The organism is Agrobacterium sp. 5Ca50 (assembly GCF_055381905.1).
The window spans coordinates 1,309,167-1,323,622 of the sequence record NZ_AP026438.1; the positions used below are offsets into that span (position 1 = coordinate 1,309,167).

General features: G+C 52.7%; 17 protein-coding genes and 1 tRNA gene. 15 read left to right on the top strand and 3 right to left on the bottom strand.

Annotated features, from left to right (window positions below):
* Window positions 1-159: 159 nt before the first annotated feature.
* Window positions 160-909 (bottom strand): hypothetical protein, encoded by a 750-nt coding sequence (locus tag ACZ5FM_RS06205; protein ID WP_464039989.1) that lies wholly within the window; start codon window positions 907-909, stop codon window positions 160-162.
* Between the two features lie 137 nt (window positions 910-1,046).
* Here ACZ5FM_RS06205 and ACZ5FM_RS06210 point away from each other — a divergent pair, with 137 nt between their 5' ends.
* The 4 genes from ACZ5FM_RS06210 to ACZ5FM_RS06225 all read left to right on the top strand — a co-directional run bounded on the left by ACZ5FM_RS06210 (window position 1,047) and on the right by ACZ5FM_RS06225 (window position 4,795).
* Window positions 1,047-1,253, top strand: coding sequence for a hypothetical protein (locus ACZ5FM_RS06210; RefSeq protein WP_464039990.1), 207 nt, complete (start codon window positions 1,047-1,049; stop codon window positions 1,251-1,253).
* A 60-nt stretch (window positions 1,254-1,313) separates the two neighbouring features.
* Window positions 1,314-1,946, top strand: a complete 633-nt coding sequence (locus tag ACZ5FM_RS06215) for a hypothetical protein (protein ID WP_464039991.1) — start codon at window positions 1,314-1,316, stop codon at window positions 1,944-1,946.
* A gap of 118 nt (window positions 1,947-2,064) precedes the next feature.
* The gene (locus tag ACZ5FM_RS06220) at window positions 2,065-2,439 is read left to right on the top strand and encodes a hypothetical protein (RefSeq protein ID WP_464039992.1); all 375 of its coding nucleotides are present in this window, start codon (window positions 2,065-2,067) and stop codon (window positions 2,437-2,439) included.
* Between the two features lie 145 nt (window positions 2,440-2,584).
* Window positions 2,585-4,795 (top strand): bifunctional DNA primase/polymerase, encoded by a 2,211-nt coding sequence (locus ACZ5FM_RS06225; protein WP_464039993.1) that lies wholly within the window; start codon window positions 2,585-2,587, stop codon window positions 4,793-4,795.
* Window positions 4,796-4,975: 180 nt separating this feature from the next.
* Here the strand turns inward: ACZ5FM_RS06225 and ACZ5FM_RS06230 are convergent, their stop codons facing one another.
* Both ACZ5FM_RS06230 and ACZ5FM_RS06235 read right to left on the bottom strand, forming a co-directional pair.
* Window positions 4,976-5,731 carry a RelA/SpoT domain-containing protein gene (locus ACZ5FM_RS06230; RefSeq protein WP_464039994.1) on the bottom strand — a complete coding sequence of 252 codons (756 nt, stop codon included), beginning with the start codon at window positions 5,729-5,731 and terminating at the stop codon, window positions 4,976-4,978.
* A complete protein-coding gene (locus tag ACZ5FM_RS06235) occupies window positions 5,728-6,828 on the bottom strand; it encodes a ParA family protein (protein WP_464039995.1) in 1,101 nt (366 codons plus the stop codon). Before ACZ5FM_RS06235 ends, ACZ5FM_RS06230 begins: the two co-directional genes overlap by 4 nt.
* Window positions 6,829-7,454: 626 nt before the next feature.
* Here ACZ5FM_RS06235 and ACZ5FM_RS06240 point away from each other — a divergent pair.
* The 11 genes from ACZ5FM_RS06240 (at window position 7,455) to ACZ5FM_RS06290 (ending at window position 14,453) form a co-directional block, all read left to right on the top strand.
* The gene (locus tag ACZ5FM_RS06240; RefSeq protein ID WP_464039997.1) at window positions 7,455-7,634 is read left to right on the top strand and encodes a hypothetical protein; all 180 of its coding nucleotides are present in this window, start codon (window positions 7,455-7,457) and stop codon (window positions 7,632-7,634) included.
* Window positions 7,635-7,769: 135 nt separating this feature from the next.
* Window positions 7,770-8,249: a VRR-NUC domain-containing protein gene (locus ACZ5FM_RS06245; RefSeq protein WP_464039999.1), complete on the top strand. Its 480-nt coding sequence runs from the start codon at window positions 7,770-7,772 to the stop codon at window positions 8,247-8,249.
* Between the two features lie 8 nt (window positions 8,250-8,257).
* The gene (locus ACZ5FM_RS06250) at window positions 8,258-9,163 is read left to right on the top strand and encodes a hypothetical protein (RefSeq protein ID WP_464040000.1); all 906 of its coding nucleotides are present in this window, start codon (window positions 8,258-8,260) and stop codon (window positions 9,161-9,163) included.
* Between the two features lie 234 nt (window positions 9,164-9,397).
* Window positions 9,398-9,474, top strand: a tRNA-Met gene (locus ACZ5FM_RS06255).
* 165 nt (window positions 9,475-9,639) lie between these two features.
* A complete protein-coding gene (locus ACZ5FM_RS06260; protein ID WP_464040001.1) occupies window positions 9,640-9,993 on the top strand; it encodes a hypothetical protein in 354 nt (117 codons plus the stop codon).
* A complete protein-coding gene (locus ACZ5FM_RS06265) occupies window positions 9,990-10,373 on the top strand; it encodes a hypothetical protein (RefSeq protein ID WP_464040003.1) in 384 nt (127 codons plus the stop codon). The genes ACZ5FM_RS06260 and ACZ5FM_RS06265 overlap by 4 nt, the downstream gene beginning before the upstream one ends.
* A gap of 5 nt (window positions 10,374-10,378) precedes the next feature.
* Window positions 10,379-10,696: an HNH endonuclease gene (locus ACZ5FM_RS06270; protein ID WP_464040004.1), complete on the top strand. Its 318-nt coding sequence runs from the start codon at window positions 10,379-10,381 to the stop codon at window positions 10,694-10,696.
* Window positions 10,697-10,922: 226 nt separating this feature from the next.
* Window positions 10,923-11,378, top strand: coding sequence for a terminase small subunit (locus tag ACZ5FM_RS06275; RefSeq protein ID WP_464040005.1), 456 nt, complete (start codon window positions 10,923-10,925; stop codon window positions 11,376-11,378).
* A gap of 14 nt (window positions 11,379-11,392) precedes the next feature.
* Window positions 11,393-13,048, top strand: a complete 1,656-nt coding sequence (locus tag ACZ5FM_RS06280; RefSeq protein ID WP_464040007.1) for a terminase large subunit — start codon at window positions 11,393-11,395, stop codon at window positions 13,046-13,048.
* Window positions 13,045-13,218, top strand: a complete 174-nt coding sequence (locus ACZ5FM_RS06285; RefSeq protein ID WP_464040008.1) for a hypothetical protein — start codon at window positions 13,045-13,047, stop codon at window positions 13,216-13,218. Before ACZ5FM_RS06280 ends, ACZ5FM_RS06285 begins: the two co-directional genes overlap by 4 nt.
* Complete coding sequence (locus ACZ5FM_RS06290; RefSeq protein ID WP_464040010.1) at window positions 13,218-14,453, top strand: phage portal protein; 1,236 nt, start codon at window positions 13,218-13,220, stop codon at window positions 14,451-14,453. The genes ACZ5FM_RS06285 and ACZ5FM_RS06290 overlap by 1 nt, the downstream gene beginning before the upstream one ends.
* Window positions 14,454-14,456: the final 3 nt, after the last annotated feature.

Here is a 14,456-nt window from a genome sequence, read left to right on the forward strand (position 1 = left end):
AGAAGCCGCATCTGTCGAGATCAGCCTTTGTGTGATGTCAGTGTTCGACGCCGCCTGACAAGACCGCCATCAAGGAAGCATTGCAGGCTAACAAGATCTATGAGCGGCGCGGAGATGGGTGAGCCAGGCGAGCAGCTCAGCGTGAGGGTGGCTTGATGGTTATGGGCGCCACTCATCCTCCGAATGTTGCTCCACCGGCCAACGAAAATATGGCCCTAGTTCAAACAAAACGCTCGGGTTTTGTCCTCTCCGTTCTAAGAAGTTGTAAAGGGGGTGGCCATCAAAAGAAGCGTAGCTGACACTGGCGTCCTCATTTGCGTTCAACTTCTCGCTTACCTGTATCAGGAGTTCTGCAAAAGCCATTCCAATGCTCGAGTACCACAAAAATTTTGTTTGTGAGAAAGCAGAGTCCTGCCCCTTGGTCTTCTCTTCGAGAGCTTTTTCAAGGCGATGGGTCACGCTCATAGTTATATGAAGCAGCCTTGGATCTCGATCAGCGAAAATAGGAAACGACGCGCGCGCGAAATCTAAGGTCTTGGTCGATGCGTGAAGTTCATCGGAGCTCAGATGATCGGCGACGTGAAGGCATTCAGAACGCACAGTCGCTAACGCTGCGAGAAAGGAGGCATCCTTCGCTGCGACGCCAATGCGGCGCGCCTCATCGATTTGAAGCCGCTGGGAAAGAAGGACAAAGTATCCGCCGACAACAGCCGCCATCCCAGCTAGTAGTGCCTGATACGGAGTAACCCATTTGAGAAGGACTACCCACCGGATGCCTACCCAGTATTCTGACAGGCATCCTGATGAAAAGATAAGACCGCAGGTGCTCTCGTAATGCCAAGATGTGAACGCCAAGAGAGCCCACAGGCTCACAGCAAGCCACCAGTAAAACTTTAATTTCGAGAACAATTCGTCGACCCCGATTCCCCGACGGCGACACTAACATACACCAGCCGCGCCACCAACGCGGCGTTCCGTATTCTCGGTCAGTTGACCGCTTCCAATGTAACCGCCAGCGTTTTCTCAATTCAAAAAGAGGAGACGAGATGGCGCCCAAAACACCAAATAGCACAGGCGATCAGTCGTCAGAATTCGCGAAATTTCTCGTTGAGGAATACAGGGACATTCCAAAGAAGAACCGCGTAAGTGTCGTTCGTGATCGCTTTCCGACCATAGACCAGGCCGCCTTTATGCGTGGGTTTGCGATTGCAGAAGAGATTGCAGTGGCAGATGCCATGGTCGCAGGCGCCTAACACCAATTCACCATCACCAAATACATTCAAACGTCCGGCGCTGCCGGCGAAGGAGAAGCTATGACTGAAGCTCAAAGTCACGACGTCACTCGAGAATGCCTTTACGGAGCGGCCTGTCACGAAGCTGGCCACGCCGTGGCGCTGTTCCTCGCAGCCCAGCGCCTTAACCTACCCGCCCGCGATGTTCTAATTGGCATGAGAGTGGATAAGAACGGCGACGGGTTCTTATTGGATTTTCATGGGCGCCGTATGGACGATAACGTAGGGCTGATTACCGCGGCCAGCATTTGGACTGACAAGCTAAAATTCTTCGGAAACATGTCGAGAGACGAAAAGAAGCAATACGCAGAGACATTAGAGATGCACGCGCTTTTTCTGCTGTCCGGTCCGTACGCCGAGGCTACTAACAGGCGTGGGCTATCCAGTGCGAGCCTAGACATCGATAAGGATACTGGGCGTGTCGATCTACGCGCAGTGAATAAAGTATCTAAGGTGATATCATCATTCCATTTGCCTCACAGCTTTTTTCCTGCGCGAAGCTGCATCCAGCTGAGAATGGAAGCGCGCGCTATTGTACGTCATAATTGGACTACAATCGAATCCATTGGGGCGCGTCTTTACGAAAAAGGCGAGCTATCGGGCCACGAGGCCTACGACATTTTTGCAGCTACTTGCGCTAAGCAGGCCGCCTAAACCGCCCTAACAATCACCGACAAAAAAACAACCTCCCGACGCCTCCCGACGCCTGCCGACGCCTGTCGGCGTCAGTCGGCAGGAGCGTCTTCCATGTGCACAAAAACTTGGGACTTTCATGACAATCGAGACAAGCTTTGCCGACAACTATGCACTTAGTATCCCTTTACCAACCTTCGACTATCTCGAAAAAGGATGGCGTGACTGGAAAGTATGGGCGATCGATCATCACTTGGAAAACGACGTTGTGCGGTTAAACGTCTTTGCAGAACCATTGGGCTGGGACACACCGAAACTTGAGCAATCCTTCCATTTCACCATCGATTTAGACGGTACTAAAGTATCGGAGCGTTTCGTGTCGTTTGCGGTCGCCTGTGGAATTACTTATGAGATCGTGAACACGCGCGAATTTTTAGGTCGTTTTTTTTCGATGCGCCGAGATGGGAAATACGCAATCGACTTCGCGCCGTACGTTCCTAAAAATTCCTCCTGATCGTCGAACGCCCAAGCGTAGTGGTACCATGGGGTAGCAGCGGTCGCTCCTGCATCGCTGGCCCCGCGTCGTGCCGAGGTCTTCACGCCCGACGTTGGTCAAAGTGAACTTGCAAACAGCCTACATGTGGAGCGCGTAGCCGCCAATGTTAAATCCTTCCCTAATCGCCGAAACATCGAGCCCGCTCACGCTTGCACTCTCCTACAATGACCAAGGGCTTCCGGTATTTCCATGCCGGTCACACGCCGAGGAAAACGTTGACCAAGCCACCGGTGAGATCATCACTCTCGGTGAGAAGACGCCTTTGACGCCTAACGGCTTCAAGGGAGCCACAGTTAACCGGCCGCTTATCCAAAGAATGTGGGCGAGGTTTCCAGATGCTGCAGTTGGCCTACCCACCGGTGAAAAGACCGGTTTTTTCGCGTTGGACATCGACAACAAGCCAGGCGGTGCAAACGGCTTCGTTTGGCTTGATGAGATGGAAGCCGAACACGGCCCGCTGCCTGATACGGCTCGTGTCACTAGTCCAAACGGCGGTCTGCATATCTACTTCAAGTACGTCGTGGGTACTCGCAACCGCGGCGCTCTTGGTGCTGGCGTCGATATCCGGTCTGAAGGTGGCTATGTTCTGGCAGCCGGGAGCACGATGGCTAATGGCCGATCTTACAAATGGGTGACGGACACCCGAGACATTGCCGACGCGCCGTCATGGTTGCTGGATCTGCTGTTGCCAAAGTCGGCACCAACGCACACACAGTACAGTCTCTCATCAGCGACCAATAACGCATATGTTGATGCCGCAGTCGATAGAGAACTCGCTGACCTTGCTGGCGCTCCCATGGGAACTCGCAACAATGCGCTGAATGATGCCGCATTTTCTATTGGCACGATCGTCGGCGCCGGTGCATTGGGCGAGGCCGAAGCACGCGCGCTGCTGCAGGACGTTGCGCGCGGATGGGGCAGGGACTGGTCACGCTGCTGCAAGACCATCGAGAACGGCTTGAAGGCTGGCATAGCTAACCCGCGCCACATTCCAGAGCCCGAATATCCAGGCCACGACAACACTCCCTTGATGGACAAGGACGCGATTTCACGGTTCATAATGAACAGCGTGGCCAAGCGTGTGTCGCGCCTTGAGGAGAAAGTTGCTGCGAACGACAACGTCGCTGACGGTCCTAAGTTTTCTATTTTCGACTGGACCGTCGATCGTTTCAAAGGCGAACCGCCAAAAGTTGAATACCTTGTGGACGGGGTGATGCCTGCAGGTGTGCCGGGCATGGTGTCAGCGATGGGAGACACAGGAAAATCATACGCGATGCTTGAGCTTCACCGACGCGTGTCTTTCGGCTCGAGTATCTACGACACTCCGATTTTTGGCGGCAAGGTTCTGGCCAGCGGAACTTCGGTCATGATCACGTCTGAAGATGATGCCAACGAAGTTCACCGACGCATAGCTGCCTTGGATCACAGGGAGCATCGCTTCACCGAATTGGGTGCTAAAATGATAGTGGTTCCACTACCATCGGCCGGTGGCGCCCAAGCATTTTGGAAAGATGATAAAAAAAGAGGGCTGCAGGAGACGGAAAACTACCGGCGTATCTGCGACCAACTATCGCAAATCGATGATCTGCGATTGGTGACTTTTGACCCCTTGGCGAGCTTCGCGCATCTGCCCTTGAACGAAGATCCGGCAGCAGGGCAGTTTGTCTGCACATCGCTGTCTCGCCTTGCTACTGAAACCGGCGCAACCGTGTTGGTCGCGCACCATATGAGGAAAACACAAAAGCCAATCGAAACACTTGGCGATGCTCGTGACAGCATCCGCGGGAGCACAGCCCTTGTTGATGGACTACGGCTTGCCTACGCAATGTGGCCGGCAGAGGAGGCGCGTGCTCGTAAGGTCTGTAAGTCGATCGGCGTAGATTTCATGCCGGGAAAGGTCGTCCTCGGCGGCATCGTCAAAGCTAACGGCGCGGCTCGCCGTATTATTTCAACCTATGTCCGAAACGAGCACGGGTTGTTGGTGGACAAAACTGCGTTGCTGGGTGCGGCAACACCGCCGACCGGTGACCTAATCGGCGCTTTGGTAGTTACGATTGAAGCTGCCGCGAGTGCTGGATCGCCCTTCACGAAGTCTGGCGCAAGCGGCATCTTTGAAATGCGTGAACGTCTTCCGGACGAGCTGAAAACGATATCTAAGTCCAGGCTTCATTCGTTAGTGGACGACGCTCTTGGAAAGGGTGTGGTCGTACGTGCTGCTGCCAAAGGAGAAAAGGGGGCTAAATGGCTGGACGTACCTGGCGGGCATTTTGCGACTGGGCTCGGCACATTCACCACGGGCGCCATACGGATTTGACGAGGTGGGTAAGGGCGGCTTTTTGCATGTGATAGGAACGTTATCTGAGACGGCGCATTAGACAGCCAAGTATCATTCATACTGCAATGTCAGAAGATGAAGAGCGAGAAGAAGGTCGGTGTGTTCGCACCGGCCTTTTTCAATTAAAAGATCCTCCGCGCGTCTTGTCAGAGGAGCAAATTAATCTGCCTGCTGAACTCTCTTTAATGAGTCTAACAGTCGACTGCCGGCCCCGACGATCTTTGAAAGGACTTTAATTTGTTCTCGCAGAGAGACTTGGTCTGTGGGGACTGGATAATTAATCTGATGATCGACTTCACCCCATATTTCTTCGAACAGCGTCCGGACTTGAATTTCACAACATAACTTTGAATCAGATCGAGGCCTTACGAGATAATGGATGCTGGTGTAGGAAGTCGGCTTCTGAGAAACATCTAGATCAAATTCACGGAAAAAATCGGCAGCCTCTGGGTCCCAAGTATAGGCTTTTGGGCGCTCATCAAGGAACCAATCCCCGTCGGCAACTTTTTTTCTGATTACTAGGTCAATTTGACGAAAATCTTCCTGGAAAAGGTGGAGAATTCTGACGCCAGCCAGGTCAGTAACTTTGGTATACAGGTTGTCTGCTGTTATTATCTTCCCCTCGGATGCCTTGCGTACAATTTTATCACGGAGGTGTTCTTTGTCCTTAAGGCGACTCTTATATGAGTGAACCATTCTGTGGCCATTTGCTACTAGATTGGGATTCTCTCCAATATGTCGCTCAACCACGTACATGAACAATCCAAGCTCATGCATGATCGCACTGTATGCCGACAGGATTCCCTCTATTTCATTTTCATTCGGAGGCACGGGCGCGGCAGGCGCAAGTGCGGAGAGTGGCTCGGCATTGTGATCCGCAGGCTCCGCTTGATTATCTCCTCGAGTATCAATCACAGCTTTGCCACCCTCTCAAGAAAATCAGTTGCGAAAGCGTGATAGGATTTCTGCGTTGCTTCGTATTTTTTCCGGTTGCCACCGATCGTGCTGCCGTCATCGCTTTCCAATTCCATTGCAGGTAACTTCCACATAGGAGCGTGATACTTTTGCGACATGCTCGGAAAAGTGTTGTGGCTGTGGATCACCGCCTTATCGCCGATCGAGCCGTTGAGAATATCTGAAAAGGGAAGAGAGTTCTCAGGGGCAACAAATTTTGCGATCGTTTCAGGTATCTGCTGAGCATAGTGATAATGAGCCGTCGCAAGGTCCAAATCGTTGCCAAGACCAGTATATCGTTTGGCATTGTAAATCGTATAACCAATCAGCTTCACAAACTCCTTCGGGAACTGATCTCTTTTTGCATCTGACAACAGTTGAAATATTGTGTCGAACTGCTTTCTCCAAAGATTTAGAGCGCTTCCAATATTTCGTATGCCGTACACAGAAAATAGGTCTGGGGAGCACGGGATCAAAAAACCGTCAGCCAAGGTCAGCAGGTGGCGATTCAACGCGCCTAAACTTGGAGATGTATCGAAGATTACTAAATCGTAGCCATACAATTTCGCGTACTGGTACGCCATCTCCCTAACCCGAGTCGCCGTCCTGATTGCTAACGGATCGCCTTGGTATATCCCGCTCCATCGCTCGCCTATTTTTGCCTCATACAGATGCAAAGTTAGCCGACCTGGGATGAGGTCGACGTTATCTGATAGCGACACCGGAGGCGGAAGAATTTCGATCTCTGCAGTCCCGTCTTCGGTTGGCTTTAGATCAAAATGTATGGAGCGAGGTTTATTTAGTAGAGCGGCGAATTCTTTATTCGACGTCTTTTTGCGGGCTGCTGCAAAGTCCTCAATGTACTCGTCCTCGGCGGACCAAATCTCGTGGATAAATTCCATGTCCAGCGAGAAAATTGTGAGATTACACTGTGGGTCCAAGTCTATAAGAAGGACCTTTTTACCAAGCTCTCCAAGTGCATGCGCCAAATGGAAAGTGAGGGTGGTCTTTCCCACGCCCCCTTTATTGTTAAATATAGTTACAATGTCAGGATTCACGATTGCACCTTGCATATAAAGTCGTTTTATTGGAGACGATTCAACTAACTTCGGACAAAAATTGAGTAAGTTAGTTCAATTTTAGCAGAAAATATCTACGATTTTTCGCACCTTTTCCCCGGTTTAGGTGCCGTCTGATTGCATGCGTAAAAACATTTGTTACAACCATTTAATCTCGAATTGCAACCCCAGATAATATCGACATAGCGATATTTATGTGGGTCTGTGGTCCTGCGGGGCAGAAAAGCTGTTTTCGACCCACCAAATACCGTTCCCGGAAATTTCAGAAATGGCCGTTCCCATGGGAATGGGAACGGTAAGTTATTGATATTGCACGATAAGACATTCCCATTCCCGGCGTTCCCGGCGACTTTGGAAATGGTTTAACTATCTGATTTCATTGACGTTCCCACGTTCCTAGTCTTTACCCCTACTACGTAGGGGGAAGGCGTACAGAAACGCCATTCCCCGTAGAGTGGTTGGAAGTGCTCGCATCTCAAAAGTCGTTGAGGCACGAACTGCTATCTTCTGGAAAGAGCAAATACCACTGTGCAAATGGGCAGGTGAATTACAACTTGGAACCAGCGCTGACCTAATCGCATTTGCTGATCTTAAGGAGAATGCAAATGCCCGATAACAAGATTGAGCCTTACACCGTCGAACAGCTACAACAGCAATATGCTGTTAGCCTGCAGGTGGCAGTGGGTGTGATGGAGCAGTGCAGTGGTGACAGGTCCAGAATTGACAAGTTCCTGAAGCGGTGGCCGCAAAAAAGAGCAAAGCCAGTTTCCGCTTCAAAGGACTGACATATCGCTCCACAGACGAGTATTTGGAAGCCCTGCATCTCGCGGGGCTTTTTTGTGTCGCCAAATTTATTTCACGGCACCACAAGACGTTTGCCTTCGATTTCCTAATATTACCCTCATGACCAAGGAGGGTTCATGCGCAAGTCACAGCAGACCACCCGCATCGACGGAAAACGTGTTGTTATCCGTACAAGCACCAGCGGCAAGGTTACCGTCGCCGACGCGCCGATCAAGGAAAGCGAAGGACAGGCCGCCCAAGTAAGAGCGCTGCGGGCACTTCCAGAATACGGCCGCCAGTTCTTGTTGGCTGGTGATATGAACAGCGCCAAGCGCGGACCACGCGCACAAGCCGAAGCAGCGGCCACAGGTCTCACACCAGGCGAGGCGGATCTCCGCATTTATATCAACGGCGGCAAACTGCGGATGATTGAAAACAAGGTCGGCAAAGGTCGGTTGTCTCCGGCTCAAGTTGTGCGTCATGCATCTCTCGCAAGACTAGGCCATCCTGTTGAAGTCGTGCGCTTCACATCCACTGTAGAAGCGGCCAGCAAGGCGGTGGCACTCGTCATGCAGTGGCTGGCAGACAACGACAACCAGCCAGCATCATCACGATAGGAGGCGACATGGCCAGACACGGATCACTCGCAGAGCAACTTTCGGCGGTGCGCAGATATGCCGCCACTCCGGACCACAAACCAGAGCCGATGCAAACAAACTGGTCTGTAGTACCAGCTAACGACAACAATGCTGATGAGGTGGAAGACCTCAAACATGATCGCAAACGCCTTGTTACTCCATCAGTCGCCGAGATCATGAAAAACGTGACATCTGGTGATGTGGAGCGAAATGACGCAGGGCAGGTGGTTCGCATTGGAAAACTCAAGTTCAGTGACGGAAACCAGACTGAAAAAGCGTATCGCCTGACCGTCGATGGTGGTGTTGAAGAATACGCAGCTCGGATGCCTGCGGGCGCCATGCTTGGATCTCGTGACAAGGTTGATGTTGCATTGGGAGGTGACGACAATCCGCAGGACGTCACAAACAGCAATCAGTATTTCGCTGATCTGCTTGATACCAAGAAGGCCAGGTATCTGACCGGCAAAAAGCACAAAGGCCCACGCCTCAAGATGAGTGCAGATGAGGCCAAGGTCGAATTGGCTAATGCCTACGCCAACACCGACATGAGCAAGGTCACATTCACGAAATGTCCAGACGGCCTACCGTGCGGATCAGCAAAGATCGCAGATAGCTTCCTTGGAATGCAAAAGACCACATGTGCTGGTGGCGGTTCGATGATGTGGCAAGACATTGTTACCGCCATGGCGGATCGCAAAGAATGGTTTGATGCTTTGGACGGGTTAAAAGCGGAGGACCGCGCGACGCTAGACGCGGCGAAGACCGCTAGAAACATGGCCGAACTCGGCACCAAGGCTGGTTATCAAGGGAAGCATGCAGAGCGGCAGGGTAAGCGCCGTTTGATTGCTGCAAATGACAACCTGATGGCGGCATTGCGAAAGGCAGCTTCATAAAAGTCCCTTTCTTCGATCTCGGGGAGAGTAGTGTGAAGGGGTGGCGCAACAGAGTTGCGAGCCCCACACCACTCCGAGCGCTATGCGTCGGACCCATCGCCATGCTGCACCGGTTGCAGCCGCTGAGCTTTGGGTAACTATCCAAATGGCCGACCCAATCCTCTGCTTGCAAGCTTGGCCCTGAATTAACAGGCGTGCACCATGGACGCGTGGTTGCTGGTCGGGATCCTTTATCGTGGAGTAGAGCAGTCCGGTAGCTCGCCAGCCTCATAAGCTGGAGGCCGTGAGTTCAAATCTCACCTCCGCAACCAATCCCATGCGCGTTCTCCTCCGCTTGCATGGCGATCGTGCGGCTGGTTGTAGTGTGACCCTGTTAGCGAAAGCTCGGCAGGTCGTGCACACTCCCAGCCGCTTTTGCTTTTTTGACAAGAACCTCACTGCATGCGAGTTTTTCATCCTGTTTTGGGGTGAAAATCATGATTCTTATAAAAGGCCGACAAGTTGTTCTCAATGAGAGTATTGTTCTTAGAAAGGATGAAGACCAAGTCCTTGTAGAGGGAAATTACGGCCTCAAGGTTCAGCTCAGTTTTATAAATGATGGAACAGCGAAGCCTAGTCTCTCTCCAAATTACTCTGACAAGATGTTCAAATTTTTACTGAGTAATTTTGGCAGTGCGCTTGGCATGGCCGTGTCAGGGGAAATGACATTTACGCCCTCTGGTTCTACCGGCGTGAAACCTATGCGACTGCGATACGCACTATCCGTTCATACGGTAGGTGAAGATTATCGCTGTGTTGCCCTCACGGTATCCGAGGAGGGAGTGGTATGAGTGATCCATTCACATCTGCACCTTCCCAGCCATCGTCGGGTTCTATTGTAGTAAATAACTACGTGCAAAGGACGGTGCGTGTGCTTGCTATCCACGAACACGAGGTTGACGATATCTCGTTTATGAACGGGCTTAGTTCTGCGTGTTTTGCTGTCATGTCGGGACTGGGATCTTTTGCGATCTCAACATGGGTAAACGTGGCTTTTCAAACCCAGATGTCGCCCACCGCGGAAATTCTGTCTTCGGTAGTTAGTCCAATTGCATTTTGTATTGGGCTCGGTTTTGGAGTGGCGGGTATTTGTGCGCTCAAGCGCAAAAAGTCGACACTCGCAACCATAAAAGCGCAATCTTTGTCTCAACAGCAGATCGTCTCGAATTAAGATTGATGACCAAGCCATACGGTCGCTCATCAGAGGCAGCGCTCTATCGTCGCCTATACAAGACTTCGCGTTGGCAGAGCATGCGTGCCGTGCAGCTTGCTGCTGAACCGTTGTGTCGTTTCTGCCTGGCTACCGAGGATGTCACCGAGGCGACGGTGTGTGACCATGTTAGGCCACATAAGGGCGACGAGGCTTTGTTCTTCGATCCGAACAATCTGCAATCACTATGCGCTCCATGTCACGACACATTGAAGGCACGCATTGAGCGAGGCCAGCAGGTTGTTGTGATAGGTGTTGACGGATACCCGATAGAGATAACGTAAAGCTTCAACAAACATCGAAAAATCATTGATTTAATTCGATATTATTTGATTTTCACCTTGACTTTCGCATCGATATTTGATATCCTGTCTGGTTTGTCCGGCCCGGAGGGGTGGGTCGAATCTCTGGGTCGGCCGGTCGCAGGACCGTCGGGGTAACACAACGAAATCGCTAACACAGATTTTTGCCTGGCGTGTGCGCAAGCGCGCGTGCGCGAGAGGTTTTTGCATGCCTGGAAAGAAGAACCGCGTTGATAGCGTGGCCGAGGCGGTACGTATTGCTTCTGTCGCGACGGAGGAGTTCGCGCTCCCTGAAAACGTGCCACTCGATGACACTGATATCCCATTCTTCAACAACGTCATTGCTGAATATGCCCGTGCCGAGTGGTCAGCACATCAGCTTGAAATCGCCGCGATGCTGGCAAGAACGATGGCTGACCTAGTGAGGGAGCAAGGACTGCTCCGGACCGAGGGCGCCGTTTCCTACAGCGAAAAAGGCACGCCGGTCGCAAACCCGCGCAAAGCAATCGTGCAGATGCACGCATCATCCATTCTCTCGTTTCGTCGATCTTTGGCGCTGCATGCTCGCGCCGTTCAGGGCGAGGCACGCGATGCCGCAAAGCGACGTGAGGCTGCAAAAGATATCGAGGCAGGTGCGACATCGGACGACGAACTGCTTGCCTGATTGGAGCTTAGTGCATGACCGGCCAAATCCTGAGTTGGCCGCCCAATGTGCTGGAGGCCATAAAGAGCGGTCCGATACCAGTCAGGAGAGACTGGCGTAACCTTCCTGTCGCTGAGCTAACTCGCGGCGAAAAGGTCTGCCGATTTATCGAGACGTTTCTGGTCGTACCTGAGGGTGATCTGGTCGGCCAGCCGATACGTCTGTTGGCATTCCAAGAGTGCTTCATCCTTGCGGTCTACGATAATCCGCATGGGACGGGCAGGGCGTACCTGTCTATCGCACGTAAGAACTCGAAGACGGCAACAATCGCATGTCTTTTGCTGGCCCATATCGTAGGGCCTGAGGCGTTTCCAAACAGCCGCATGATGTCTGGTGCTCGGTCACGCAAGCAAGCGGCTGAGGTATACAACTACGCCAGCAAAATGCTGTTGTTGTCACAGCAACTGAACAAGAAATATCGCCTGGTCCCGTCCAGCAAGACCATTGTTGGTTTGAGCAAGGCGGTTGAATATCAGGCCAGTTCGGCCGAAGCCAAAAGCGCGCACGGTGGATCTCCATTGGTCGCCATCCTTGATGAGGTTGGCCAGATCAAAGGTCCGCACGACGACTTTGTAGAAGCGATTGTTACTTCGCAGGGCGCCTATGGCGACAAAGCGATGATCTTCGCTATCTCGACGCAGGCCGCCACCGACGGCGACTTGTTTTCCCGCTGGCTGGATGACGCTGAAGCATCCAAAGCCCCGCGCACGGTGTCGCATCTCTACACGGCGGACGCCGATTGCGATGTGATGGACGAGGAAGCTTGGAAGGCAGCCAATCCGGCGCTTGGATATTTCAAGTCTGTTTCATCGGTTCGCGATGACGCTGAACGCGCATCGCGCATGCCGACCGAAGAGGCCAGTTTTCGCTGGCTACATCTCAATCAGAGGATTGACGCCAATGCACCGTTTGTGTCGCCGGCTATTTGGCGAGCGTGTAACGCTGGAGTTGTGGACTTTGATGGTCTCCCTGTCTTTGGTGGGCTCGACCTTTCTGAGGTAAGCGACTTGACTGCTCTGGTGTTGATGGCGCCAAAAGAGCAGGAAGGCAAAACAGTCTGGCACGTGAAGCCGACGTTCTGGTTGCCGGGTGACAATATTCGCGCCAAGGCCAAAGCAGATCGTGTTCCATACGACATTTGGCACAAGAACGAACTGCTAGACGCGGCGCCTGGCAAGACAGTCGATTACGAATTCGTCGCCAATTACCTGCGCGATGTGTTCGAAGATATGGACATCCGCAAGATCGCGTTTGACCGCTGGAACTTCAGGCATCTCAAGCCATGGCTTCAAAAGGCTGGATTTACCGACGAACAGCTCGAAGGTGACGACGCTGTATTCCAGCCATTCGGGCAGGGGTTCGCGTCGATGTCACCGGCCTTGCGAGAGCTTGAGGGCATCATCCTCAACGGCAATCTTGCCCACGGGGATCACCCGGTTCTGACGATGTGCATGATGAATGCCACGGTCAAATCGGATCCAGCAGGCAACAGAAAACTGATCAAGCATAACCGAGAACGCCGCATCGACGGCGCGGTTGCGCTGACAATGGCAACGGCTATGGCCGGTAGTTACGAGAGCGGCAATTCAGGCCCGTCGATCTATAAAACCCGAGGTTTCGTCGAGATATGATCATATCGAACATGGCACGAGCTGCCGTGATCGTTAGGGACGCGCTCGGCGTTTCCGCGGTTGCTTCAATTGCTTACGGCGCTTGGCTTATCTACCCGCCTGCAGGCTTTATCGTCGGCGGTGTTCTGATCCTGGCAGGTGTTATCGCATCGGCACGAGGCGGCAACTGATGGCGGGATTGTTTGGAGCTTTGGCGCGACCTAAGGCCGCCACCAACGAACATCGCAGCTTGACGATGGAAGAGTGGAGCCGCCTTGCAGGAGGCGGCACACTGTCCAAAACGGGTGTTTATGTCTCGGCCGAAACGGCATTGAAATACACCACTGTTCTGATCTGCGTGCGAGTGCTTGCGGAGAGCGTCGCGAGTTTGCCTTGTATTCTCTACAAGCGCAGGGCAGACGGCGGCAAAGACCGAGCGACGGAGCATCCACTATACAAGGTGCTTCACGATCAGGCGAACAGCTGGAACACGGCGTTTGAATACACCGAAGGGACGATGACCAATCTCGCGACGCGGGGTAACGGCTACGCCTACGTTGAGCGCAACCGAAAAGGCCAGACGATTGGACTTGTGCCGCTTAATCCGGATGGCGTGACTATCAGTCAGGCTTTTGATTGGTCGCCGAAATACGAAGTGACCATGCCCGACAACAAGCGGGCAAAGCTATCCTTGAAGGACATGCACCATATCCGCGGCCCTTTGCCGAAGGGATATGTCGGACAGTCGATGATTTCTCTGGCGCGCGAGGCGATCGGCCTTGGCATGGCGGCGGAATCGTTCGGCTCCAATATGTATCGCAATGGCGTGAAGCCCACAGGAGTACTGAGGCATCCGAAGCAGATCGGCCCAGAGGCGACCGAGAACCTACGACAGCAGTTCGCAGACCGGTATGCAGGCCTTGAGAACAGCGGCAAGCCATTGCTGCTCGAGGAGGGCATGGAATGGGTGTCGATGAACATCGCGCCCAAAGACGCCGAGTTCATTGCCGGCAGAAAGTTCCAGCGATCAGAGATCGCCGGTATTTTCCGAGTGCCAGCGCATCTGGTGAATGATCTTGAGAAGGCGACATTCTCGAATATCGAGCATCAGTCGCTAGATTTCGTCATCTACAGCTTGCGGCCGTGGCTCGTCAGATGGGAACAAGCTGCCAATCGAGATCTGCTTACCGAGCAGGATAGGGCGGATGGCTACTTCTGCGAGTTCTTAATGGACGCGATGCTGCGTGGTGACACCAAGGCACGTTACGAAGCCTACAGCTCGGCAATCCAGAACAAATGGATGAACGCTAACGAAGCGCGCATCAAGGAAAACATGAACCCGCGTGAAGGCGGTGACGTGTTTGAAAATCCAGCCATTCAAGTCGATGCGGTGCCTTCGCCAGCTAACGACAACGCTGCGAAATAGAAA

What these genes read in the sequence shown, in the direction of transcription:
- ACZ5FM_RS06215 (WP_464039991.1), top strand. Translation starts at nt 1,314, where the DNA reads ATGACTGAAGCTCAAAGTCACGACGTCACTCGAGAATGCCTTTACGGA.
- ACZ5FM_RS06225 (WP_464039993.1), top strand. Translation starts at nt 2,585, where the DNA reads ATGTTAAATCCTTCCCTAATCGCCGAAACATCGAGCCCGCTCACGCTT.
- ACZ5FM_RS06285 (WP_464040008.1), top strand. Translation starts at nt 13,045, where the DNA reads ATGATCATATCGAACATGGCACGAGCTGCCGTGATCGTTAGGGACGCG.
- ACZ5FM_RS06220 (WP_464039992.1), top strand. Translation starts at nt 2,065, where the DNA reads ATGACAATCGAGACAAGCTTTGCCGACAACTATGCACTTAGTATCCCT.
- ACZ5FM_RS06240 (WP_464039997.1), top strand. Translation starts at nt 7,455, where the DNA reads ATGCCCGATAACAAGATTGAGCCTTACACCGTCGAACAGCTACAACAG.
- ACZ5FM_RS06260 (WP_464040001.1), top strand. Translation starts at nt 9,640, where the DNA reads ATGATTCTTATAAAAGGCCGACAAGTTGTTCTCAATGAGAGTATTGTT.
- ACZ5FM_RS06280 (WP_464040007.1), top strand. Translation starts at nt 11,393, where the DNA reads ATGACCGGCCAAATCCTGAGTTGGCCGCCCAATGTGCTGGAGGCCATA.
- ACZ5FM_RS06245 (WP_464039999.1), top strand. Translation starts at nt 7,770, where the DNA reads ATGCGCAAGTCACAGCAGACCACCCGCATCGACGGAAAACGTGTTGTT.
- ACZ5FM_RS06210 (WP_464039990.1), top strand. Translation starts at nt 1,047, where the DNA reads ATGGCGCCCAAAACACCAAATAGCACAGGCGATCAGTCGTCAGAATTC.
- ACZ5FM_RS06290 (WP_464040010.1), top strand. Translation starts at nt 13,218, where the DNA reads ATGGCGGGATTGTTTGGAGCTTTGGCGCGACCTAAGGCCGCCACCAAC.
- ACZ5FM_RS06270 (WP_464040004.1), top strand. Translation starts at nt 10,379, where the DNA reads ATGACCAAGCCATACGGTCGCTCATCAGAGGCAGCGCTCTATCGTCGC.
- ACZ5FM_RS06250 (WP_464040000.1), top strand. Translation starts at nt 8,258, where the DNA reads ATGGCCAGACACGGATCACTCGCAGAGCAACTTTCGGCGGTGCGCAGA.
- ACZ5FM_RS06265 (WP_464040003.1), top strand. Translation starts at nt 9,990, where the DNA reads ATGAGTGATCCATTCACATCTGCACCTTCCCAGCCATCGTCGGGTTCT.
- ACZ5FM_RS06275 (WP_464040005.1), top strand. Translation starts at nt 10,923, where the DNA reads ATGCCTGGAAAGAAGAACCGCGTTGATAGCGTGGCCGAGGCGGTACGT.